The organism is Actinomadura scrupuli (genome assembly GCF_050971785.1).
Lineage (GTDB): Bacteria > Actinomycetota > Actinomycetes > Streptosporangiales > Streptosporangiaceae > Actinomadura_E > Actinomadura_E scrupuli.
Genome location: NZ_JBPCCU010000003.1, coordinates 114,389 through 136,212, shown reverse-complemented (window position 1 = coordinate 136,212; position 21,824 = coordinate 114,389). Strand labels below are relative to the sequence as shown.

Genomic DNA, 21,824 nt, shown 5'->3' with positions numbered 1-21,824 from the left:
CCGCGAGCTTCGCCGAGGAGGCCGGCCGGCCTCCGCCGGCTCATAGATCAAGGCCCCGGCACACCGCCGGGGCCTTGATCTTCGTATGCCGGGGGTGACCGCTCTCCTGCCGCGGGGCCCTCGTTTCTGGGAGATTGTCAGCCTGGAGCTGGAAGGTCGGATACGGCGCGCGGAGGTGCCCAGGGTGGCGGTATGGGATGTCATGCGCCAGGGCGACAACGGCGACGAGGTCCGCATGTCGGGCCACGACAGCCGGGTGGACGCGCTGGCCCGGGTGCTGGTCATGGAGAGCGGCGTCGTGCACAAGCAGACGTACTGGGTCAGCGGGCCTCCGGGTCCCGCCCTCCGCGACGAACATGACCTGCGCCTGTACCTCCAGCGGCTGGGGCACGAGGCCCGGTCGGGCTCGTGGACGCTCTCCGGCTATCTGCGCGGGCTCTGGAAGGTCAGCGCGCCGTTGCGCCACCGCGCGGAGCTGCCACTCGACGAGGTCGCCGCGATGTTCGGTGCCGCGGCGGTCACCACTCCCCCGCCCCCCGACCCGGGCTGGTCCGCCGCCGGGCTCGCCCTGCCGGGCCACGTCCCCGCCGGATACCCCGGCTGGGAACGCGTCATCAAGTCCCAGGTCGCCGACCTGGAGGACTTCGCCGGGCATCCGCCGGGCGAGCACGGCCGGTCCGGGACGGACGCGCCGCGCCCGGCCGGCGGCGGGACACGGGCCACCCCGGCCCGCTGGCTCAGCCTCGATGCCGCCGACTACCTGGAACGCGCGGCCGCCGGCAGCCGCCGCGACCCCGGCGACGACCGGACTCCGCCGCCCCAGGTGACGATCGCCCGCCCGGCCGTACCGCCGGTCACCGGAGCACCTGTGACTCGCGCAACTGCCATGAGGCTGACCTGGGACGATCTGGCGCGTATGGCGGTGTGCGGTCAGACCGGTGAATGACCCTCCGGCCGGGTTCGGTTCGCCTCTCATCCGGCCCTGGGTTCAGGCCGTGGCCCATCGGGAGCCGCGGTGGGGAACCGCTGGTGGCGGCGGAGTGTCGGGGCCGGTGCGACACTGTCGGGGTGAGCGAGCGACCTGTCAGCACGGGCGTCCTGGGTTCCTGGCAGAAGGTGTCCACCCCCTGGCATCCGGCGCTGCGCCCGTTTCTCGACGGCTACGTCGGCTACCGCGAGGACTCGGGCATGCCCCTGCGCCTGCGCACGATGCCGACCGGCAGCGTCACCCTGATCATCAATCTGGGAGAGCCGCTCAAGCTGATCACCATGCCCCATCCCGGGTTCGGCGGCGTGGCGTATCCGGCCTTCGTGGCCGGCATGCACGACGGCCCGGGGCTGTACGAGCATCCCGGTGGCCAGTTCGGCATCCAGGTGGACCTGACCCCGCTCGGCGCCTACCGCCTGCTCGGCGTGCCCATGCGCGTGCTCACCAACGTGGCCGTCGACCTGGGGGATCTGCTCGGGCCGCGGGCCGGTTCCGTGGTGGCCCGGCTGGCGGAGACCCCGTCGTGGGCGCAGCGCTTCGACCTGCTGGACGAGCTGCTGCTGGCCCGGCTCGCCCGGGGGCCGGTGCCGTCACCGGAGGTCATGCGGGCCTGGCGGCTGCTGGCCGGCACCGCCGGGCGGGTCACGATCACCGAGCTCACCGCCGAGGTGGGGTGGAGCCGCAAGCACCTGGTCGACCGGTTCAAGGAGCAGATCGGGCTGTCCCCCAAGGTGATGGCCCGGGTGCTGCGGTTCCAGCACGCCAAGGCGATGCTCGACCGCCCCGCACCGGCGCCCGTCGCCGAGGTCGCCGTGGCCTGCGGCTACTACGACCAGGCCCATCTCAACCGGGAGTTCCGCGCGCTGGCGGGCTTCACCCCGACCGAGATGCTGGCCTCCCGCATCCCCGGCGGCGGCATCTCCGGCTGACCCTCCCCGGGGAAGGCCGCCGCGACGACAGAGCGGAGCCCGCCGCGAAAGCGGAGGGAGGCCCGACGGTGCCGCGTACCTATGATGGCGAAATGCCGGTGTTGCTGGTTCCGTTTCTGGGGGTCGTGGCCGTTCTGACGGTCACGCCCGGTCCTGACATGCTCCTGGTCCTGCGCAACGGCCTGCGCGGCGGCAGCCGTACGGCGTGGTTCACCGGCCTGGGCTGCTGCGCGGGCATCTCGGTACACGCGACGGCGGCCGTGCTCGGGCTCTCCGCGGTGCTCGCGGCCTCGGCCACCGCCTATTCGGTGGTGAAGCTGGCGGGCGCCGCCTACCTGGCCTATCTCGGCGTGCGCATGCTCCTGTCGGCGCTGCGCCCCGCCCCGCGGGACGCCGGGGCAGAGACCGGGACGGAGACCGCGCCGGGCAGGACGCGGGAGCCCGCCGCCACCGGGGTGCTCGGACGGGCGGCGGCGTTCCGGCAGGGCCTGTTCACCAACCTGCTCAACCCCAAGATCGCGTTGCTCTTCCTGACGTTGCTCCCGCAGTTCGTCGGCTCGGGGGAACCGAGGCTCCGCACCACCGCCGTGCTGGCGGCGGTCTTCCTCGCCCTCGCCGTGATCTGGTGGCGGCTGTTCACCCTCGCCCTGAGCCCGGTCTCCCGGCTGCTGCGTACCCCCCGGGTACGCCGCACGCTGGACGGCGTCACCGGCACCGTGATGCTGGCCATCGGCGTCAAGGTCGCCCTCGAGCCCCGCTGAGCCGCGCCCGGCGCCCCGGCGGGAAAACAGGGTCCCGATGCGCGAATGGGAGCAGGCTGGTCGGGCATACCGCGTCTAATTACATACCGGAGCGTCGAGTTACAGACCGAGTCACCAGCACACCAGGTGTGAACCCATACCAAGCCACGCCTGAACACACACCGTCCTCTTACACACCGTCTGAACACATACCGAGGGGCTCAGCTCATGATCTGGTCGGGCGTCATCGTGATGATCGTGGGGATGTGCCTGCGGTTCGGGCTGAGCGGCGACACCGCCCATGGGGCCGGTCTTCTGGCGATCGGAGCGGGCGCCGCCCTTCTGATCGGCGGTCTGCTGCTGGCCAACCGGCGGCGCAAGCAGACCCGCAAGCCCGGAGGCACCGCGGGGGTCCCGCTGAACTACAAGACGGGCGCCGGGAAGATCTTCGGCATGATCATCGCGGTGGTCTACATCCTGTCACCCGTCGACTTCATCCCCGAGATCTTCCTGGGGCCGCTCGGCATCGTCGACGACATGGGCGCGCTGTCCTGGCTGGCGGTCGCGGCCGGCCAGGAGTACACCCGGCACCGCCAGGCCCGGCAGGCCCTCCGCGGCTGACCCCAAGGCCGGCGAGCAGCCGAGCAGCCGAGCAGCCGAGCAGTCGGGCAGTCGAGCAGTCGGGCAGTCGGGCAGTCGGCCGGGCATACGGCCTGGTCACCGTCGTGGTGGCGGCACGCCCGGCACCGCGACGGTCAGGCCGGTGACCCGGCCGCGATCTCCTCGAAGACCCTCAGGTCGGCGGCCCAGGGCGTGTCCGGCCGGGGCCAGTGCACCACCAGGTCGGTGATCCCCGCCTCGGCATAGCGCCCGGCCAGGTCACGGAAGGCCTCCACGGACTCCAGCCAGCGTTCGCCGGTGAAGCCGGTGAGCAGCAGCCGGCGCTGCTCCGCCGGGTCGCGGCCCTCCTGCGCGCAGGCCTCCTCGAGCCGCGCGATCCGTCCCCGTACGCTCTCGAGAGGGTCGTCCTCCCCGCGGCCCGTGGCCACCCAGAGGTCCGCGTACCTCGCCGCCAGCCGCATGCCGCGCGGCCCGTTGCCCGCGATGGCGAACGGCACCCGGGGCCGCTGCACGCAGCCGGGCTCGGTGATGACGTCCTGCGCGGTGTAGTGGGTGCCGTGGAAGGTGGTCTTGGGGCCGATGAGCAGCCGATCGAGCAGTTCCACCCATTCGGCGAACCGGTCGGCGCGCTCGCGCGGCGACCAGTCGGGCCCGCCGAGAATGCCGCCGTCCGAGGTAGGGTTCGCGCCGCCCGCGCCGATCCCCAGCTGCAGCCGGCCGCCGCTGATGTCGTCGATCGCCTTCGCCGCCATGGCGGTGGGGACGGGGTGCCGGAAGTTCGGTGAGGTCACCAGCGTGCCGATGCGGATCCGGGACGTCACGGCCGCCACCGCCGCCAGCGTGGAGTACGCGTCGTACCAGGGCGAGTGACCGCGCCAGGCGGTGTGGTCGTAGACCCAGGCGTGCGCGAAGCCGAGCTCCTCGGCCCGCAGCCACAGCTCCCGGCTCTCCGGCCAGGACTGGATCGGCCACATCGCCACCCCGACACGCGGACTCGCCACGGTCATCCCCCGCTCTCGGCCGGTCCCCGGTCCGGGGACGTCTGTCCTCATTCTGCCCGGCGCGCACCCCAGGGTTCGCCCGGCCAGGTGCGCAGCGCCCACCACCACTGGGCGGTGTCGGTCACCGCGCCGCCACCGGGTCCGCCGAGCGGATGCCCGGTGAGCTCCTGCAGCCGCCGGACGCGGTACTTCACCGTGTTGGGGTGGACGTGCAGGGCGGCGGCGGTGGGCTCGATCCGCCCGCCGTGGTCCAGGTAGGCCAGGGCGGTGGCCACCAGCTCGTGGTGGAAGACCTCACCGGGATCGAGGGCGCCCAGCAGATCGGCGGCGAGCAGCCGGCCCAGCTCGGGCTCCGCCGCGGTCGCCGTCACCAGCGCCAGGTCGGTGAGCCGGCACAGCCCCGTCCGTCCCTGCGTCCCCGCCGCCTGCAGCGCCCGGCGGCACAGCCCGTACAGCTGCGGTATGGCGGCCGGGGGCGCGGCCGGCGACATCACCAGCAGCGGGGCGCCGTCCGGCAGCGCGGGCGGCCGGGTCACCAGCGCCGCCAGCCGCCCGTCGACCAGCCCGCAGAGCCCGCTGCCGGCCAGGCCCGGCTCCAGCCGCTGCGCCATCGCCGGGTCGCTCACCTCGCTGACCACGCAGTGGTAGGCGCGGCCGGGGTCCAGCGGGGTGCCGGCAGGCTCGCCGTGCAGCAGCTGGCGCAGTCGCTGTACGGCGCTGTCGCGCGTCGTGCGGGCCATCTCCAGCTCGGTGATCCGGTGGGCGTGCACCATGCGGTGTTCCAGCTGCGTGGTGATGGCGTCGATCCGGGTCATGCCCTCCAGGAGGTCGTCGGAGGGCAGTCCGGCGGCCCGGCCGCGTTCGATCGCCAGCCGGATGACCTGGCTGCGGCCCGCCTGGAAGCCGTCGAGCAGCGCGGCAACGGGGACGCCCTGCCGGGCCCGGTCGGCGCCCAGCCGCCCGGCCGCCGCCAGATCCTGCTCGCCGATCTCGCCGCCGTGTTCCAGAGCGGTGAGGGCGGCCCGCACCATGGCCTGCACATGCCGCCGTACCTCCTCTTCGGGCAGGGCGCCCACCGGCGGGGAGCCGCTGCGCGCCGCCGCGACGGTGGCCTCCAGCAGCGACCGATCGTCGCCGCCCGACATCAGCAGGTCACGGAACATCCGCCAGGCCGGCCACTCCTCGCCCATCGCCGCTCCCTCGTACCCGCGGATTGTCCGGGCCGGACAACCACCGATCGCCGTCGTTGACCTCCTGAGCCTAGGCGAGCGGGCCCGTCGTCCTGTTTGGTGGCAGGAGACAATCGCAAAGGAGTGCCCTATGGCCGACGAAGACCTTCTGGAGAAGCTGCCCAAGGACTTGATCTTCAAGCTGCCGCCGACCTTCGACAACGTCGAGGACGAGCGGCGGCACCGTAAGGAACGCCTCGCCGCGGCGCTCCGGATCTTCGGGAAGCTCGGCTTCGAGGAGGGCGTGGCCGGTCACATCACCGCGCGGGACCCGGAGCTGACCGACCACTTCTGGGTCAACCCCTTCGGCATGTCCTTCAAGCACATCCGGGTGAGCGACCTGATCCTGGTCGACCACGCCGGCGACGTCGTCGAAGGCCGCTACCCGGTCAACGGTGCCGCCTTCGCCATCCACTCGCAGGTCCACCAGGCCCGCCCGGACGTGGTCGCCGCCGCGCACAGCCACTCCGTGCACGGCCGGGCGCTGTCCGCGCTGGGCCAGTTGCTGGAGCCGATCACCCAGGACGCGTGCGCGTTCTACCAGGACCACGGCCTGTTCGACGACTACACCGGCGTCGTCACCGACCTGGAGGAGGGCAAGCGCATCTCCGCGGCCCTCGGGGCGCACAAGGCCGTCGTGCTGCGCAACCACGGCCTGCTCACCGTCGGCGACACCGTGGACGCCGCCGCCTGGTGGTTCATCACCATGGAGCGGTCGGCCCAGGTGCAGTTGCTGGCCAAGGCCGCCGGTACCCCGGTACAGATCGAGCACGAGAACGCGGCCCTCACCCACACCCAGATCGGCAACGACCTGGTCGGCTGGATCAACTACCAGCCGCTGCACGACCAGATCACCCGCGAGCAGCCCGACCTGTTCGAGTAGGTCCCCAGGGGCGCCCGGTCGCGCACGACCGGGCGCCCGGGGCCGGTCACGGCTCAGCCGTGCCGGTACGGGTGAAGTGGAAGGGGCAGTGCGTGCCGCCCAGGCCGATCGTGGTGACGCGGTCGAACCGGAAGCCGTGCTCGCCCGGCTCGATGGCCTCGATCCAGTTGGCGTCGAACGCGCACATCGCCGGGGTCAGCTCCGCAGCCGAGTGGGCGGCCAGCACCTCGTGGTAGAAGCACCGGTGGACGTCCACGTGGTAACGCTGCTCGTCATCGACGGGACGGCGGAAGGTGAACCCGGCGCCGAATGCGTGCTCCTCGCGCGCCTTCGAGATCTCCACCATGGCCCGGAACGGATCCGGGGCGGCGTCCAGCACCGCCCGGGTGCCCGCGCGCACGATGTCGCCGAGCGGCTCGACGAGCGCGGCCCGCACGGCGGCCAGTGCCGGCGCACGCCCCAGCCGCGGCAGCAGCAGACGGTAGGCCGCCACCAGCGCGAGCGTCAGCCGGAGGTTGTGCCGCGCCGGCTCATCCACGATCCGGTGCGCGCCGGCCTGTTCCAGCTCCTCGTGCCGCGCCCGCATGGCGGCGACGAGGTCATAGGACAGCGCGTGTTCGCGCAGGGTCGCGGCGATGTGCTCGAAGAAGGCGTCGACGAGCGCCGCGGTGTCACGCTGAGGATCCGGGACGTACTCGTCGTCGGTGAGTCCGAAGTGGTCGGTGGGCATGAGAGTCCTTCCGGGACGGACTCGGTCCCGAACACCGACACGGCATTGCCTGGGCAGGACCGGTCGTGCTCGCAACCGAGCGAGCACGCCAGCACGCTCCACCGACCGACCAGGCGCTGACGAACTTCATCTGATATCGACCCGCCAAGACTGGCACGCCGGCGGCCGTGACGTCCACCCGGCGTGCCACCGGCCGGGCCGCCTCGGCGACGCGGTCAGCCGGCGGCGTGGTCAGCCGGCGACGGGTCAGTCGGCGGGGAGGAAGGTGATCGCGAACCAGACCGTGGTCGTGCCGTCGCGGTGTTCGTAGCCCCAGTCGTCGGCCGTCTCACTGACCAGGATCAGGCCCCGGCCGCTCTCGTCGCGGGCCGGTACGACACCGGGCTCGCTCTCGGCGCCGCCGTCATCGGTGACCTCGATGCGGATTCCTCGGGCGGAGATCCTCGCCTCGATACGGATGTGGCCGTCGACCCCGGATTTGGTGTGCCGCAACGCGTTGGTCATGATCTCGCTCTGGCAGAGCAGGACATCATCCAGTGCCGGATGACCTGGCCCGAGCAGATCCCGGAAACACCGGCGCACGGCGCCGACCGCTCTGGGCGTTCCCGGCACCACCATGACCTCCAGCCGTTCCGATGCCATTCCACTCGCAGCCATTCCCGGTTCCTTTCGATTCGGCGTTCGCCGCAAGCATCGGCCTGCACAACCGGGTCAGCGGACACGAAGCGGCCACCAGTCCGCGATCGCTTCGCCATCGATGGCGGAGTCATCGATGACGGCTCCGCAGAACTGCAGCGTAAAACGCTGCGTAGTCGCATGATTACGTCATGAGGGACGAGCAGCGCCCGACCGTACGCAGCCGCAGGCTCGGCATGATGCTGCGGCAGATCCGCGAGGAACGCGGCCTCAGCACCCATGCCGCCGCCCGGCTGCTCAACCGCAGCCAGGCCTCCATCAGCAAACTCGAGACCGGCCACCGCGGCATCCACCGGCCGAGCCTGGAGAACATGCTCGACCGGTACGGAGTCCGGGACCCGGAACTCCGCGAGACCCTCTTCCGGCTCGCCCGCAACGCCCGTACTCCCGGCTGGTGGCAGTCCTACGGCGGGACGCTCTCCCCCGAGGCCATGGACCTCATCGGCCTGGAAGCCGATGCGGCCGCCATCGGCTTCTTCGAGCTCATCCTGATTCCCGGGCTGCTCCAGACCGAGGCCTACGCCCGCGCCCTGCTCGGCCAGGGATCGTTCTCGTACGACCCCAAGCTGATCGACAGACTCGTGGACGTACGAATGAAACGGCAGCGGATCCTCGCGAGACCCCGGCCTCCGGCGGTACGCGCGGTGCTGGACGAGGCGGCCCTCCGGCGCGAGGTGGGAGGACCGGAGATCATGCGCGCGCAGCTCCGCCACCTGATCGAGGCCTCCCACCGCCCCGACATCACCCTCCAGGTGCTGCCCTTCTCCGCTGGGGCATATCTGGGAATGGTCGGGGCCTTCACCCTCATGGACATCGGGCCTCACGGAGATCTGCAAGTAGCGACGATCGACTCGCTCAGCGACATGTCCTACCGGGAGGAGACCAATCAGGTCCGCGGCTATTCCCAGGCATTCGATCGCCTCTGCGCGACCGCGCTCGGCGAAGCCGATACCCGGGCGCTGATCCAGGGGCTACTGTCGAATTCATGAGCACCCCGGAGCCCTCTCAGCTTGCCTGGCGCAAAAGCCGCCGCAGTAGCGAGCAAGGCGGCACCTGCGTCGAAGTGGCCGCGACCTGGCATACGAGCGACCCGGGCGGTGAGCAGGCCGGTGCCTGTGCCGAGCCCTCCACCGGCCGGCGAACTCCCCCAGGTGCCCGGCCCAACGGTGCGACGGGGACACGACGTGCCGCACCGCCTCGGCACCACGGCCGCGACGGCGAACACGACGAGGTCCGTCCGGAGATCATCTCCGGACTGGCCGAGCGGCTCATCCTCGTGCGGGATTCCAAGAACCCCGAAGGTGCCGTTCTCTCCTTCACCCAGGCGGCCTGGTCGGCGTTCGCCGACGACCTCGAGCACGGCCGGTACGACTTCGTATGACAAAGGTGACATGGCGGACCTGGGTCAGGGTGCGCCGGGTTGGTGGTCACCGGTAGTGGTCTGTTGGCGGTCGCTGGTGGTGGCCTGTTGGCGGTCGCTGGTGGTGGGTTGTTGAGGGGGTCGTGGGGTGTGGTGGGTGTTGCGGGGGGTTTTCCATAGGGGTTGGATTTTGAGGATTGTGCGGCCGTGGGTGTCGGTGGTGTGGGTGATGTGGTCGGGGTGGTGGTCGATCCATCTGTTGTGCCAGCCGCAGGCGGGGGCGAGTTGGTCGATGTCGGTGGGGGTGCCGAGTTTCCAGCCGCCGCTCAGGTGGTGGATTTCGCAGAGGTGGGCGGGGATTTGGCAGCCGTGCACGATGCAGGTTTCGTAGAGGGCGAGTAGGACTTTGCGTTGTGCGGGGGTGGCGAAGCGAACGGTGCGGCCGAGGTAGAGCGGTGCTCCGGTGGGGCCGAGGATGAGGGTGCTGATGCCGGCGTTGAGTGCGATCCGGCGGGCGTCTTGTGGGGAGATCGGGGTGCCGTTCAGCAACCGTGCGGGCACCCGGCCTGGCCAGGTCCGCTTCGCGGGGCTGCTGCGTCCGGGCGGCCGGTCCGGACGTGGCGCGGTATCCGGTGTGGTGTCGTGCTTCCCGCCGCCCGGGTCGTCGTTTCGTCGGCCGTCACCGTCGTTGAGGCTGTCGTCCTCGGTGGGGAGGTCCTGCGTCGCGACGTGCTCAAAACCGGCCTCGGCCGTCGTGCGCCCAGAACCGCTGCCCACCGTCGTGCACGCAGAGCCGGTGTCGCCCGTCCCGCGCTCAGAGGCGGTGTCGCGCGCCGTGGCGTGCTCAGAGCCGGTGTCGCCGGTGGCCTGGAGGTAGGCGGCCAGGTCCACGATCAGGGTGAGACCAGCGCCCTTGTTGCCTTCGGAGATGACCGAGAACAAGGCATCGGCGGTGCGCTGGGCCAGGTCCCGGTCATCACCCTGGGCTCTGGGTTTGGCCAGCGGGCCGATGATCTGATCGAACATCGCGGTGTGCTCGGCATTGAGCCAGCCCTTGAACCACGTGCCCTCATCCAGCGACCGGGACCGCGCAAACCACGACCGGCAAAACCCACGCCGCGCCTCGGCCGGCTCGGCCTCGGTGCCCTGATGCTCGGCGACCAGATCGGTGATCCGGTCACCGGCCCTGGTGACCTGCTGGACCGTCAGGCCCTCCTCGGCCATGCCCAGCAAAATCTCCTCCGCCACCAGCGCCTGCTCCTGGTCCAGACGCGGCACCGCCTGACAGATCGCTGCGGCATACCCCCACGACAACCCACCACCGGCCAGCAACTTGCCGACCCGCGGCAGCCGCGGTAACTGCCGGGCCACCGTGACGCGCTCGGCCGCCCGCCCATGACGCATCCCCAAAACACCCCGCAACCACGCCACCGGAGAGGAGAACCCACCCTCCCGGCACACGCCCGTCGCATCCACCCGGGCCACCAGCACCGCCAGCGCCGCCTCCGCCACATCCAGACACCGGCCCAGCGATTCGGCCAGCTCCATCGCCGCCACCCCCGACCGCGGAGCCGCACGCACCGCCAGCTCACCCACGATCGCCTCCACAGCACCGACCAACTCCGCGCTGGAGGCACCCGCGAGCTCTGCAACGACCGACCGCATACAACCGAAACTACGCTCCGTACCCTCTCGGTCACCATGACTGCATGGTGACAACAATCGAACTGACGAACGAACGACTGTCACCCCCAGCACCGACCCAGCCCTCACGCGACGCCGAGCGATACTCAGGAATGCTTAGTTACTAAGATTCATGCGATAGCGTACTGATGCTCCCGGCGAGTCCGGCCGGGGTCCTCCGGCGACCGAGGTCGCCGGCCTCAGAAGCAGCATCAGAAGAAAGTGTGGAGACGCTCCATGGCAAAGCTCGAAATCATCATCGCGAGCACCCGGCCCGGCCGGATCGGCCTGCCCATCGGGCAGTGGGTCTACGGGGAGGCCGTGAAGCACGGCGGCTTCACCGACATCGAGCTCGTCGACCTCGCCGAGGTCGACCTGCCGTTCATGAACGAGCCCAACCATCCACGGCTGGCCCAGTACGCCCATCAGTACACCCATCAGCACACCCGTGACTGGAGCGCGAAGGTCGCCGAGGGGGACGCCTTCGTCTTCGTCATGCCGGAGTACAACTACGGGTACAACGCGGAGCTGAAGAACGCCCTCGACTACCTGCACCACGAGTGGCGTTACAAGCCCGTGGGCCTGGTCAGCTACGGAGGCGTGGCGGCCGGCACCCGCGCGGCTCAGATGATCAAGCAGGTGGTCACCACACTGAAGATGACCCCGGTCTTCGAAGCGGTCTCCATCCCCTTCGCCCACCAGTTCCTCGACGAAGAGGGCACAGTGGTCCCGAACGAGGTCATGACGGCATCGGCCAAGGCCATGTTCGACGAGCTGGTCCGGGTGACCGAGGCACTGCGACCGCTGCGGCACAATCCCAGCTGACGGACGGGGGCGGGAGAACATGAGCGACGTACATCCGGTCTGTGTACGGTTCCATGCCGCGATCGAGCTGATCGGCGGTCGCTGGTCCGGTGCGATCCTGCGCGTGCTGTTCACCGGGCAGAACCGGTACGCGCAGATCAAGGCGGCGGTGCCGGGTCTCAGCGACACCATGCTGGCGCAGCGGCTGCGCACGCTGGAGGCCGAGGGGCTCATCGAGCGCCATGTCGTCCCCTCCTCTCCCGTCCAGGTCGAGTACCGCCTCACCGAGAAGGGCCGCGACCTGGAGCCGGTGCTGGACGCCGTGATCACCTGGTCGCACAAGTGGATCCCGCTCCCGCGGTGAGCCGCGGGAGCGGGCCACGCCTCGGGCTCGTCACCCTCGTCGTGAGCGACTACGACGAGGCCATCGCCTACTACGTGGGCGTTCTCGGCTTCACTCTCCTCGAGGACACTCTCCTCGGCGCCGGGAAGCGCTCGGCCCGGTGACGGCCGACCCCGGGTGTACGGCCGCGCGCGGCCGTGCTCACCGTCGCGATGTAAGGGCCGTCACGGCGTAAGGGCCGTCGCGACGTAAGGGCCGTCAGGACGGGACGGCGCCGGACGTGAGGCGCGGCCCGTCGAAGTGGTCCGTGGTCGTGAACTCCTCCACCGGGACCCGGCTGAGCCGGGTGGGCCGTACGACGGGGTGACCGAGGGCCAGGACCGCGGCGACGGCGAACTCGTCCGGCACGCCCAGCAGCGTGCGCACCTGCTGCTCCCGGCGGACGAGCATGGTGGTCATCACGCCGCCCAGCCCGGTATCGCGGGCGGCCAGCAGGATGCTCCAGACGAACGGGTAGATCGAGGCGCCGCCGGCGAAGGTGTAGCGGTCGGCGTCCCTGTCGACGGCGGCGAGGTTGCGCAGGTCGGCGAGGACGACCAGGAGTGCGGGCACCTCGTCGAGCCGCTCGGCGAACCCCGGAGGGTTCCGCCCGGCCTCCTCCGCGATCGCGGCGGCGTTCGCGGTGGCCTCGCGCTCGGCCCGCCGGTCGGTGATCGGCGCCCAGGGGACCAGGCCCGCCGCGCGCTGCGCGAGATAGTCGTACCAGCCCGGCAGGTACAGGTCGCGCAGGCCCCGGCGGAGCTCCGGAGACCGGACCACGATGGCCCGCCAGCCCTGGCGGTTGCCGCCGCTGGGCGCGAACCGGGCAATGTCCAGGATCCCGTGGAGCACCTCGTCGCCGACCGGCTCGTCGGTGAACGCACGGATGGCCCCGGTGGAACGCAGTGCCTCGCTCAGCTCCATCCACCCGAGTATGGCAGCCCGCCAGGGCTCGCCGGTGACCGTGAGCAGGTCGCCGCCGGAGACGGGCACGCCGTCGCCCCGCCGGGCGGATCCGGGCGTGCGGACTTCGGGCGCGGCGGTAAACCTTCGTGCGCCGCGTTCGTCTCTTGCCTGTGATCGAAAGCTCGAACGTGCAGAACTCCCCCGGGGCGGATACCCAGCCCGACGACGCGTTCACGGACGTGTTCAACGGCCACTTCTGGGGCCTGGTGCGGCTGGCCCGGTTGCTGGGAGCCGACGACCCCGAGGACGTGGTCCAGGACGCCTTCGTCCGGCTGCACCGCAAGCGGGGTGTGCTCCGTGATCCGAACGCCACCCTGGCGTACCTGCGCTCCATCGTCTGCAACCTGAGCCGCAGCAGGCTGCGGCATCTGCGGATGGCCCGGCGCCGGCACGCCCAGATCGCGATACCCGATGACGCCCGGTCGGCCGAGCATCAGGCGGCGCACCGGGAGGACATCCGGGAGCTGCTGGAGGCCGTCGGCACGCTGCCGGCACGCCAGCGGGAGGCACTCGTGCTGCGGTACTGGCTGGATCTGAGTGAACGAGAGACGGCCGACACCCTGGGCATCGCCGTCGGCACGGTCAAAGCCCACACCGCCCGTGCCATCGCGGCACTGGGCCAGCGCCTGGAGGACAAGAAGTGAGCGACATCGAGACCCGGCTCAGGGACGCCTTCGAGACCCACGCCGGCACGGTCCGCCCGCATGCCGAGGCCCGCGCGGAGAACCGCCGGCGGGTGCGCCGTTCCCGGATCCGCCGCCGGTCGGCGCTGTCGGCCGCCGTGGCCACGGGGGTGCTCGTCACCGGTGGGGTCGCCGGCCTGCGAGAGGAACCCGGCACGGCGGGGCCGGGCACCGACTCGCTGTCGAGCGGGCTGCGCCGGCTCACCGGCTCCCCCGCCCCGGCGACGCTGATCCGCGGGCGGCTGCCCGGCGGAGCCGCCTTCCACGCGGACACCCTCGGCGCCGACGGTTCGGTCCTCGGCCGGTCGGCCGACTCCGCCGTGTGGAAGGCGGGCCCGTACGAGACCAGGCCGGTCCCGCTGGGGATCCGGGCGCGAGGCGGGCTCGGCATCGGCCGCGGACTCCTCACCTGGATCGAACCCGGCGCTTTCGACCTCAAGTGCCGCTCCTCCGACGGGCGGACCCGCACGATCAGCCCGCAGTCCGCCGATCCGGACGGGCCGCTGTGGGTGCAGGACGGAGTGGTCATCTGGCAGGACGTCATGCACCAGCCGTTCGTTGCCAAGGGCTGCGCCGCACCGGGCCGGATCGTCCCCGGCGACGAGAGCGACCCCACGGACAAGAGCGTCGGTGACATGGTCGCCGTCGACTACCCGACGCTGTTCTCCGTGAATCCGATCAACGGGCCCAGGATGAAGCAGGTCGAAGCACCGACCGGACGCGTCATGGGCATGCTGCCCCTGCCGGCCGGAGTCCGGGTCCCCGTCCCGGTGCCGTACGTGGAACTGACGCCCGCGCGTCCCGTGGTCACCAGGACACCGAGGCCGCACGAGACACCCGCGGTCGTCGAGCTCCCGACGTTCGTCGAGCAACCGCGGCTCTGGTCCGCGGCCGCCGGCCACGGCGTCTTCGCCTGGGCGGTGGACGGAGTCCTCCGCCTCACCCACGACGGGGCCTCGCGGACGCGGCCGCTGGTGGTGCCGGCGAGGCTGCCCAAGCCCAAGCGCGAGGGACAGACCACGGTGACGGTCGGGAACCGTTTCGTCGTCTACTCCACGACGACGACGCAGGGTCGGGCGCACTCGGTGGTGTACGACCTGCGGACCCGCACGACCATGACCTGGCCGGGCGAGGCCCGTACGGCCGGCGACTGGCTGCTGTGGCGCGACGGGACCGACTACCGCCTGGCCCACGTGCGCTGAAAGTCCGCCCGAACGCTCTGAGCGGAGCCGGCGGCCACCGGTTACCATGGTGGCGGGCAGCGCGCCTGCCCGTGCCTGTGCGGCCGCCCACACCGGTCCGCGCGAAGGCCAAGAGGCTCCGACTCAGCGCTCCCGATCCGCCTGGCCGTTGCGTGCCGTTCGCTCGGCGGGGAGTGTGGGGCCCCGCCGGAGGACCCATGACCCGCGACGCCAGCTCCGACTCCGGCCACAACTCTGCAGGCCACGACACCGGTGACCACGCCGGCCCCCGCAAGCCCGCCGCCGGGCGCGCCCGCAAGCGTGCGATCCGGGCCCTCGCCCTGCACACCGGCGTGCCGTACTCTGTCGCGGCCCGGCAGATCGACGCCGCCGACCGCTCGCTCGACTGGTACGCCAACGAGATGCTCGCCGCCCAGGGCCGGACCGTCTACCCGCCGAGCACCGACACCCACCGGCAGTGGCTGATCAGCTGCCGGAGCCGGCGCCCGTTCGGCCAGCGGCTCCAGGACACCCGCCTGGCCTCCCGGCTGCCCGGCGGCCGGGGCCGCCACCTCGCCGACCGGTTCCCGCCCACCCGGGGCGAGGAGGGCACCGGAGTCGGCCCGCTCTACCACGGCGAGGGCCGCCAGGACGCGCTCGCCCTGCTGTACGCCGTCGTCCTCCACGAGACACCCGAGTGCGCGCCCTCCCCCGGCGAGCTGGCGTGGATGGCCGAGCTGGGCGAGGAGACCGCCGTCGACATCGCCTGCGCCGACCTGGACCGCACGGCTCGGCGGCTGCTGGACCACGACCGCGACCGGCTCCGGCCGCGCGTCGAGGCGACGCTGGCCGCCGGGCGGGCCCACGACGACTGGCGGCTGCGGCAGGAGACGGTACGGCTCGCGACGTGGTACCGCGCCGCCCGCACGGACGGGCTCCCCTTCGACGGGGCCCGCCACATCCTCGACGCCCTCCTGGTCATCGGCGACGACGGCCACGCCCCGGGCACCCGGGTCCGCATGCTCGGCGAACCGCGCCAGGGCCGGATCGCCACGATCGTGGGAGCGCAGTGGGGACCCGCGGGCCCGCCCGTCCGCTACCTCGTCCGGCCCGACGCGGACCCCGCGGAGATCGTCGCCGACCCGTACGACCTGGTGCTGCTGTACCGCCACCACGATCAGGTGATCTGAGCAGCCCGGGACCGTCAGTCCCGGCCCTGGGGGCGGGTCCTGTGCCGGCTCCGGTAGGCGGCCACGGTGGTACGGCTGGCACAGGCGTTGGAGCAGAACCGGCGCGTGTGGTTGCGGGACTGGTCGACGTAGAAGCGCTCACACCCGGCGGCCCCGCACCGGCCGACGCTCACGGCGGGATCGCCGCAGATGACATGGGCCAGCGCGGCGGAGCAGCTGCTGCCGAGCCAGCGGACCGCCTCCTCGCCGTTCGGTGCGAAGTGCAGATGCCCAGCCCCCGCCACGTCGTGGTCACTGACCTCGATGCGCGGGGGGAAACGCTTCAGCAGCGCGTTCACCGGACCGGCCGGGCCGCCGCCGGCCACCGCGGCGAGCGCCTCCCGCAGCGCGGGCAGGAGTGCGGCCAGCCGTGCCTCGTCCGGGGCCTCGATCCCGTGCTGGCGGAACATCTCGTGCCTCAGCTCGGAGGCCTCATCACCGTTGACGAGCTCGACGGCCAGCCGGGTCAGATTTCCGATGTAATCGACGTCAGGCACTTGACCACCTACAGGCAGGGGTTGGAGAGTAGGCGCCATGCATACTGACGCCCCCTACATCATGGACGGCGGGGCCACCCTCGCGCGACTCCTGCACCGGCTCGGCCACTGGGACGACGCCGTGGCCGCGCTGCCCGAGGGGGCCGAGGACGCGGACGCCCTGCGGGCGGAGATCCTGGTCGACCGGTTCTTCTGGCGGCTGGACCAGGCCGAGCGGGCTCATGCCGCGGTGGCCGCCGTCGCACCGGCGCACCCGGTGCTCGCCGGGTTCCTGGACGCCAGGCTCGCCTACACACGGCTGCTGTTCGACCTCGGCCCCGAAGCCGACGACCGGACGCGGGCGCGCGAAGGTCTCACCGCCGCGACGGCCGACGACGGGCTGGCCGGCTGGGCCGCGTTCTGGCTGGGGGTGGTCGCCGACAACGTGGACGAGGATCCGCACACGGCCGGGGCGGCCTACGAACGTGCCCGCCGGATCGCCCGGGACCGGGGCGACGCACTGCTCGAGTCCTATGCCGTACGCCATCAGGCCGCGCATCTGCTGGAGCGGGACAGGGACGCGGCGCTGGCGCTGTTGCGACGGTCGTACCACCTGCGGGCGGCCCTCGGCGCCCGGCCGCAGACCGCGGCGGCGGCGGTGACGCTCGCCGGGGAGCTCCCGGCCGGAGCCGAGGCCGACGAACTGCTCGAGATGGCCGGGCGCACGGCCCGCGAGCTGCGCCTGACCTGGCTGCTGCCCGCCTCGTGACGCGGCACCCGGGCGCGGCACGGGCCGGGGACGGCTAACCCTTGTGCTGGGCACGGTACGTGCTGGCGGGGACGCCGTGCGCGGCGTGGAACTGGCGGGAGAAGTAGAAGGGGTCCTGGTAGCCGAGCCGCCGCGCGATCGTCGCGATCGGGAGATCGGTGGTGTCGAGCAGCTCGCGGGCCCGCGACATGCGCAGCCGGGTCTGGTACTTCAGCACGCCGACGCCGGTGGCCTTGCGGAACAGCGCCGCGAAATGGGAGGGGCTGAGCCGGGCCAGCGCGGCGAGCTCGGCGACACCGACCCGGGTGCCGACATGGTCGTGGAGGTACTCGCGCGCCTGGCGGACGGGGTCGTGCCCGCCGGAGGTCGTACCGGTCCGGTCCGCGGCCAGCAGCGCGAGCAGATGCCAGGCCGCTCCCGCCGCCGCCTGCATACTGGCGGCCGAGTCGTCGCCCTGCATCCGCCGCAGCGACTCGTCGATCAGCGCCACCGCCCGGTAGACGTCGCCCACCCCGACCACCGGCCGTTCGGCGTCCACCCGCGCGGCGGCGAGCAGCTCGCGGACATCGCTGCCGGCGAGGTGGAGCCACCAGATCGTCCAGGGGTCGCCGTCGGCGGCGCCGTAGGTGTGCGGCACGCCCGGGGGCAGGACCAGCGCCTGGCCGGGGTGCACGGCGCGCCGCCCCGCGGGCAGGTCGCACCACCCCCGGCCCTCCGCGCAGACGATCACGATGGCCTGCCCGCTGCCTGATGGGCGGCTGCGCCGGTGCCCGGCGGCGGCCGGGAAGTGACCGCAGTCGGTGACCAGCAGCCGTCCGGTGAGCGGGCGGCCGAGCGCCTGGTGGATCAGCGGCCGCGGGAGCACGCTGATGCGCTCCCCGGCGAAGCCCTGTGCGCGGGTCATGCCGCCATCGTGCCGCCGGATCGTCGTTTTCTCCAGGTGAATCGCCTTTTCCCGCATTCCGGCGGCACCACCGGCACTCCTACGCTCGGCGCATGACGAGGGAACCATGACGAGGGAACAGGGCGACGGCCCGCGGCTGGAGTTGCCGCCGGTGCCCGAGGATCAGCGGGGTCACGAGGTCGCGGCATGGCGGGAGCAGGTGCTGATCGACACCTACGCCCCCGAGGACCCCGATCCGTACCCGGCGTTCCTGGACAACCGGGTCTACCAGGGCTCGTCCGGGCGCGTCTATCCGCTGCCCTTCTACGAACGCGTGGCCGCCAAGAGCCGGCCGATGCGCTGGGACGCGGTGCATCTGGAGAACCGCTGGCTGCGCGTGATGGTGCTGCCCGCGCTCGGCGGGCGGATCCATGTCGGCTTCGACAAGGCCGCCGGATACGACTTCTTCTACCGCAGCAACGTGATCAAGCCGGCGCTGGTCGGCCTGACCGGTCCGTGGGCGTCGGGCGGCGTGGAGTTCAACTGGCCGCAGCACCACCGGCCGGGCACCTTCCTGCCCGTCGACGTCGAGATCGAGCGCGAACCGGACGGCGCGGTCACGGTGTGGGGTTCCGACCACGACCCCTTCACCCGGATGAAGGGCATGCACGGCGTGCGGCTGCGTCCCGGCAGCGCGCTGCTGGAACTGCGGGTACGGCTGTACAACCGCACCGAGGACGTGCAGACCTTCCTGTGGTGGGCCAACGCCGCCGTCCGGGTGCACGACGACTACCAGTCGTTCTTCCCGCCCGACGTGCGGTTCGTCGCCGACCACGCCCGGCGGGCGACGACGGCCTACCCACGCGCCTCGGGCCGGTACTACGGGGTCGACTACCCGGCCCGGGTCGGCCCCGGCAGCCCGGACGCCGACCGGCTGGACTGGTACCGCAACATCCCGGTACCCACCTCGTTCATGTGCCTGGGCAGTGCGGACGACTTCCTCGGCGGGTACGACCACCGGGCCGAGGCGGGCTTCGTGCACTGGGCCGACCACCGCATCGCCCCCGGCAAGAAGCAGTGGACCTGGGGCAACGCGGCGTTCGGCCGGGCCTGGGAGCGCAACCTCACCGACGGCGACGGGCCGTACATCGAGCTGATGGCCGGTGTCCACACCGACAACCAGCCGGACTTCTCCTTCCTGGCCCCCGGCGAGACCAAGGCCTTCAGCCAGTTCTGGTATCCGATCCAGCGGATCGGGCCGCCGCAGCGGGCCACGCCGGACGCCGCGATCAGCCTGACCATCCGCGCGGGCGACCAGGCCGGCGAGGACACGCTGGTGCGGGTCGGCGCCGCGGTGACCGCCCCGCGGCCCGGCTGCCTGGTGCTGCTGCGCGACGCGGATCAGCGGGTCGTGTGGAGCGCCCAGGCCGACCTGGCACCAGGGTCGCCCCTGGTCGAGGAGGTGCGGCTGGAGGCACGGGACATCGCGGGGCTGGAACTCGCCGTCGAGCACGGCGGCGAGGTGCTGGCGCGCTGGCGACCCGGGCCCGGCGGGACACCGCCCGAGCCGACCGAGCCGCCCGAGCCCGCGACCGAACCGCCCGCTCCGGAGGACCTCTCCTCCGCCGACGAGCTCTACCTGACCGGGCTGCACCTGGAGCAGTACCGGCACGCGACCCGCTCCCCCGAGCCGTACTGGCGGGAGGCGCTGCGCCGCGATCCCGGTGACGCCCGCTGCAACCTCGCGCTCGCCGCCCGCCGCTACCGGGCCGCCGACTACGCCGCGGCCGAAGAGCTGCTGCGGCGTGCCGTCGCCCGCCTGACCCACCGCAACCCCAACCCCTACGACGGCGAGGCGCACTACCGGCTGGGACTGACGCTGACCCGGCTGGGCCGCCTGGACGAGGCGGCCGACGCGCTGGCCAAGGCGACCTGGAACGCCGCCTGGCGGGCCCCCGCCCACCTCGCGCTGGCCAGGCTGCACTGCCGGGCCGGTCGGTGGGAGGCCGCGCTCGACGATCTCGGCCGCGCGCTGGCCGTGGACACCGGGCTGCTGCAGGCCCGTGACCTGAGGGTGCTGGTGCTGCGCCGACTCGGCCGGACCACGGAGGCCGGCGAGCAGTCCCGCGCCGGCCGCGCCCTCGACCCGCTGGACTGGTGGGCGCGCGACCTGGCCGGTGAACCGCCGGCCTGCGACGCGGCGACCTGCCTGGACGTGGCACTCGACTACGCCGGGGCGGGCTTCACGGCCGACGCGCTGCGCGTACTGGACCGCGCCGAGCAGCGCCTGTCCGGGGAGGCCGGGTACGCGGGAGACACCGCCCCGGACGCCGTACCGCAGTGGGGACGACCGCGCTCGGGGCTCGGGCCGCTGATCGACTATCACCGCGCCGCGTTGCTGGCCGCCCTCGGCGACCACGACGGAGCGGAGCACGCCGGCCGGCGGGCCCGCGCCGGCGATCCCGCCTACTGTTTCCCGCACCGGCTCGAGGACCACGCGGTGCTGACCCGCGCGCTGGAGCACGACCCCGCGGACGGGCGGGCCGCCTCGCTGCTCGGCCACTGGCTCTACCATCACCGCCGGCACGCCGACGCCATCGCCGCCTGGAGCCGGGCCGTCGAGGTGGAGCCCGGTGACGTCGTGGCCTGGCGCAACCTGGGCATCGGCGCGTTCAACATCGAGCGCGACCCGGAGCGCGCCGTCGCCTGCTACGAGCGGGCGCTGGCCCTGGCACCCGGCGACGCGCGCCTGTGGTACGAACGCGACCAGCTGGCCGAGCGCACCGGGGAGGCCCCCGAACGGAGGCTGCACCGGCTGGAGGGCCGGCCCGGCGTCATCGCCGCCCGCGACGACCTGACCATCGCGTACGTGCTCCTGCTCCTGGCCGTGGACCGGGCGGAGGACGCCCTGACGGCGCTCACCGGCCGCCGGTTCCAGCCGTGGGAGGGCGGCGAGGGGCGGGTGCTGGCCGCCTGGGAGCAGACCCGGCTGGCCCTGGCCCGCGCCGCCCTGGCCGCCGGGCGGCCCGCCGACGCCCAGGCGCACGCCGAGGCCGCACTCGATCCTCCGGAGAGTCTCGGGGAGACCCGGCATCCGCTGGCCAACCGCGCCGAGCCCTGGCTGATGCTGGGTGACGCCTGCGCGGCGAACAGCCGCCCAGGGGCCGCCGCGGAGCACTGGACCCTGACGGCCACCGCCGACGGCGACTTCCGGCAGATGAGCCCGCAGGCCTTCAGCGAGACGACCCGCTTCTCGGCCCTGGCCTGGCGCCGGCTCGGCCGTCCCGGCCGCGCCGCACGGCTGATCGACGGGCTGGCCGCGTACCTCGCCGAGTTGCGCGGCACCCCGGCGCGCATCGACTACTTCACCACCTCACTGCCGACCATGCTGCTGTTCGACGACGACCTGCAGGCCCGGCAGGACACCCGGGTGGAGTTCCTCGCCGCGCAACTCGCGGCGCTGCGCGGCCGGCGGGACACCGCGCTGGCCCACCTCGCCGAGGTGCTCGCCCGCGAACCGGCCCACCTGCCGGCCCGGGCACTGCGCGCGGAGCTGGCCGCACTCCGGTCCTGAGAGCCGGCTGCCCGCCG

The 21,824-nt window shown here is 72.5% G+C and carries 23 protein-coding genes; 15 read left to right on the top strand and 8 right to left on the bottom strand.

The window, feature by feature from the left end:
• The first annotated feature begins 184 nt into the window (after window positions 1–184).
• From ACRYCC_RS14985 to ACRYCC_RS14970, 4 genes are all read left to right on the top strand, one after another.
• Complete coding sequence (locus ACRYCC_RS14985; RefSeq protein ID WP_433812433.1) at window positions 185–946, top strand: hypothetical protein; 762 nt, start codon at window positions 185–187, stop codon at window positions 944–946.
• A 122-nt stretch (window positions 947–1,068) separates the two neighbouring features.
• Window positions 1,069–1,917 carry a helix-turn-helix domain-containing protein gene (locus ACRYCC_RS14980; protein WP_433812431.1) on the top strand — a complete coding sequence of 283 codons (849 nt, stop codon included), beginning with the start codon at window positions 1,069–1,071 and terminating at the stop codon, window positions 1,915–1,917.
• Between the two features lie 92 nt (window positions 1,918–2,009).
• Window positions 2,010–2,678, top strand: a complete 669-nt coding sequence (locus ACRYCC_RS14975; RefSeq protein ID WP_433812429.1) for a LysE family translocator — start codon at window positions 2,010–2,012, stop codon at window positions 2,676–2,678.
• A gap of 207 nt (window positions 2,679–2,885) precedes the next feature.
• On the top strand, window positions 2,886–3,278 hold the full coding sequence (locus ACRYCC_RS14970; protein ID WP_433812427.1) for a YkvA family protein: 393 nt from the start codon (window positions 2,886–2,888) through the stop codon (window positions 3,276–3,278).
• Window positions 3,279–3,412: 134 nt separating this feature from the next.
• On the opposite strand, the gene ACRYCC_RS14965 is transcribed toward ACRYCC_RS14970, so the two are convergent.
• A complete protein-coding gene (locus ACRYCC_RS14965; protein ID WP_433812425.1) occupies window positions 3,413–4,279 on the bottom strand; it encodes an LLM class flavin-dependent oxidoreductase in 867 nt (288 codons plus the stop codon).
• Window positions 4,280–4,326: 47 nt separating this feature from the next.
• On the bottom strand, window positions 4,327–5,469 hold the full coding sequence (locus tag ACRYCC_RS14960) for an RsbRD N-terminal domain-containing protein (RefSeq protein WP_433812423.1): 1,143 nt from the start codon (window positions 5,467–5,469) through the stop codon (window positions 4,327–4,329).
• A 130-nt stretch (window positions 5,470–5,599) separates the two neighbouring features.
• On the opposite strand from ACRYCC_RS14960, the gene ACRYCC_RS14955 reads away from it, so the two are divergent.
• Window positions 5,600–6,391: a class II aldolase/adducin family protein gene (locus ACRYCC_RS14955; RefSeq protein WP_433812421.1), complete on the top strand. Its 792-nt coding sequence runs from the start codon at window positions 5,600–5,602 to the stop codon at window positions 6,389–6,391.
• Between the two features lie 46 nt (window positions 6,392–6,437).
• Here the strand turns inward: ACRYCC_RS14955 and ACRYCC_RS14950 are convergent, their stop codons facing one another.
• Both ACRYCC_RS14950 and ACRYCC_RS14945 read right to left on the bottom strand, forming a co-directional pair.
• A complete protein-coding gene (locus ACRYCC_RS14950; RefSeq protein ID WP_433812419.1) occupies window positions 6,438–7,121 on the bottom strand; it encodes an L-2-amino-thiazoline-4-carboxylic acid hydrolase in 684 nt (227 codons plus the stop codon).
• A gap of 246 nt (window positions 7,122–7,367) precedes the next feature.
• Complete coding sequence (locus tag ACRYCC_RS14945) at window positions 7,368–7,778, bottom strand: ATP-binding protein (protein WP_433812417.1); 411 nt, start codon at window positions 7,776–7,778, stop codon at window positions 7,368–7,370.
• 170 nt (window positions 7,779–7,948) lie between these two features.
• Here ACRYCC_RS14945 and ACRYCC_RS14940 point away from each other — a divergent pair, with 170 nt between their 5' ends.
• A complete protein-coding gene (locus ACRYCC_RS14940; RefSeq protein ID WP_433812415.1) occupies window positions 7,949–8,806 on the top strand; it encodes a helix-turn-helix domain-containing protein in 858 nt (285 codons plus the stop codon).
• Window positions 8,803–9,198, top strand: coding sequence for a DUF397 domain-containing protein (locus ACRYCC_RS14935; RefSeq protein WP_433812413.1), 396 nt, complete (start codon window positions 8,803–8,805; stop codon window positions 9,196–9,198). Before ACRYCC_RS14940 ends, ACRYCC_RS14935 begins: the two co-directional genes overlap by 4 nt.
• Window positions 9,199–9,222: 24 nt before the next feature.
• Here ACRYCC_RS14935 and ACRYCC_RS14930 read toward each other — a convergent pair whose 3' ends face one another.
• Window positions 9,223–10,773, bottom strand: a complete 1,551-nt coding sequence (locus ACRYCC_RS14930) for a DUF222 domain-containing protein (protein WP_433812411.1) — start codon at window positions 10,771–10,773, stop codon at window positions 9,223–9,225.
• Window positions 10,774–11,097: 324 nt separating this feature from the next.
• On the opposite strand from ACRYCC_RS14930, the gene ACRYCC_RS14925 reads away from it, so the two are divergent.
• From ACRYCC_RS14925 to ACRYCC_RS14915, 3 genes are read left to right on the top strand one after another with little or no spacing between them, the layout of a single operon-like run.
• Window positions 11,098–11,685 carry an NADPH-dependent FMN reductase gene (locus tag ACRYCC_RS14925; RefSeq protein WP_433812409.1) on the top strand — a complete coding sequence of 196 codons (588 nt, stop codon included), beginning with the start codon at window positions 11,098–11,100 and terminating at the stop codon, window positions 11,683–11,685.
• A 19-nt stretch (window positions 11,686–11,704) separates the two neighbouring features.
• A complete protein-coding gene (locus tag ACRYCC_RS14920; protein WP_433812408.1) occupies window positions 11,705–12,028 on the top strand; it encodes a winged helix-turn-helix transcriptional regulator in 324 nt (107 codons plus the stop codon).
• Window positions 12,025–12,171 carry a VOC family protein gene (locus ACRYCC_RS14915; protein WP_433812406.1) on the top strand — a complete coding sequence of 49 codons (147 nt, stop codon included), beginning with the start codon at window positions 12,025–12,027 and terminating at the stop codon, window positions 12,169–12,171. Before ACRYCC_RS14920 ends, ACRYCC_RS14915 begins: the two co-directional genes overlap by 4 nt.
• Window positions 12,172–12,265: 94 nt before the next feature.
• Here ACRYCC_RS14915 and ACRYCC_RS14910 read toward each other — a convergent pair whose 3' ends face one another.
• A complete protein-coding gene (locus ACRYCC_RS14910; RefSeq protein ID WP_433812404.1) occupies window positions 12,266–12,970 on the bottom strand; it encodes a nitroreductase family protein in 705 nt (234 codons plus the stop codon).
• Window positions 12,971–13,125: 155 nt separating this feature from the next.
• Between ACRYCC_RS14910 and ACRYCC_RS14905 the strand changes: the two genes are divergently transcribed.
• From ACRYCC_RS14905 to ACRYCC_RS14895, 3 genes are all read left to right on the top strand, one after another.
• Entirely contained in the window at window positions 13,126–13,656 is a 531-nt protein-coding gene (locus ACRYCC_RS14905; RefSeq protein ID WP_433813886.1) for a SigE family RNA polymerase sigma factor, read from the top strand.
• Window positions 13,653–14,897, top strand: a complete 1,245-nt coding sequence (locus ACRYCC_RS14900; protein ID WP_433812402.1) for a hypothetical protein — start codon at window positions 13,653–13,655, stop codon at window positions 14,895–14,897. Before ACRYCC_RS14905 ends, ACRYCC_RS14900 begins: the two co-directional genes overlap by 4 nt.
• A 197-nt stretch (window positions 14,898–15,094) precedes the next feature.
• Window positions 15,095–16,066, top strand: a complete 972-nt coding sequence (locus tag ACRYCC_RS14895; RefSeq protein ID WP_433812400.1) for a hypothetical protein — start codon at window positions 15,095–15,097, stop codon at window positions 16,064–16,066.
• A 14-nt stretch (window positions 16,067–16,080) separates the two neighbouring features.
• On the opposite strand, the gene ACRYCC_RS14890 is transcribed toward ACRYCC_RS14895, so the two are convergent.
• On the bottom strand, window positions 16,081–16,602 hold the full coding sequence (locus ACRYCC_RS14890) for a CGNR zinc finger domain-containing protein (RefSeq protein ID WP_433812398.1): 522 nt from the start codon (window positions 16,600–16,602) through the stop codon (window positions 16,081–16,083).
• A gap of 37 nt (window positions 16,603–16,639) precedes the next feature.
• On the opposite strand from ACRYCC_RS14890, the gene ACRYCC_RS14885 reads away from it, so the two are divergent.
• Window positions 16,640–17,350, top strand: a complete 711-nt coding sequence (locus tag ACRYCC_RS14885) for a hypothetical protein (protein WP_433812396.1) — start codon at window positions 16,640–16,642, stop codon at window positions 17,348–17,350.
• 34 nt (window positions 17,351–17,384) lie between these two features.
• Here the strand turns inward: ACRYCC_RS14885 and ACRYCC_RS14880 are convergent, their stop codons facing one another.
• A complete protein-coding gene (locus ACRYCC_RS14880) occupies window positions 17,385–18,254 on the bottom strand; it encodes a helix-turn-helix domain-containing protein (protein ID WP_433812394.1) in 870 nt (289 codons plus the stop codon).
• A gap of 106 nt (window positions 18,255–18,360) precedes the next feature.
• On the opposite strand from ACRYCC_RS14880, the gene ACRYCC_RS14875 reads away from it, so the two are divergent.
• Window positions 18,361–21,807, top strand: coding sequence for a DUF5107 domain-containing protein (locus tag ACRYCC_RS14875; RefSeq protein WP_433812392.1), 3,447 nt, complete (start codon window positions 18,361–18,363; stop codon window positions 21,805–21,807).
• Window positions 21,808–21,824: the final 17 nt, after the last annotated feature.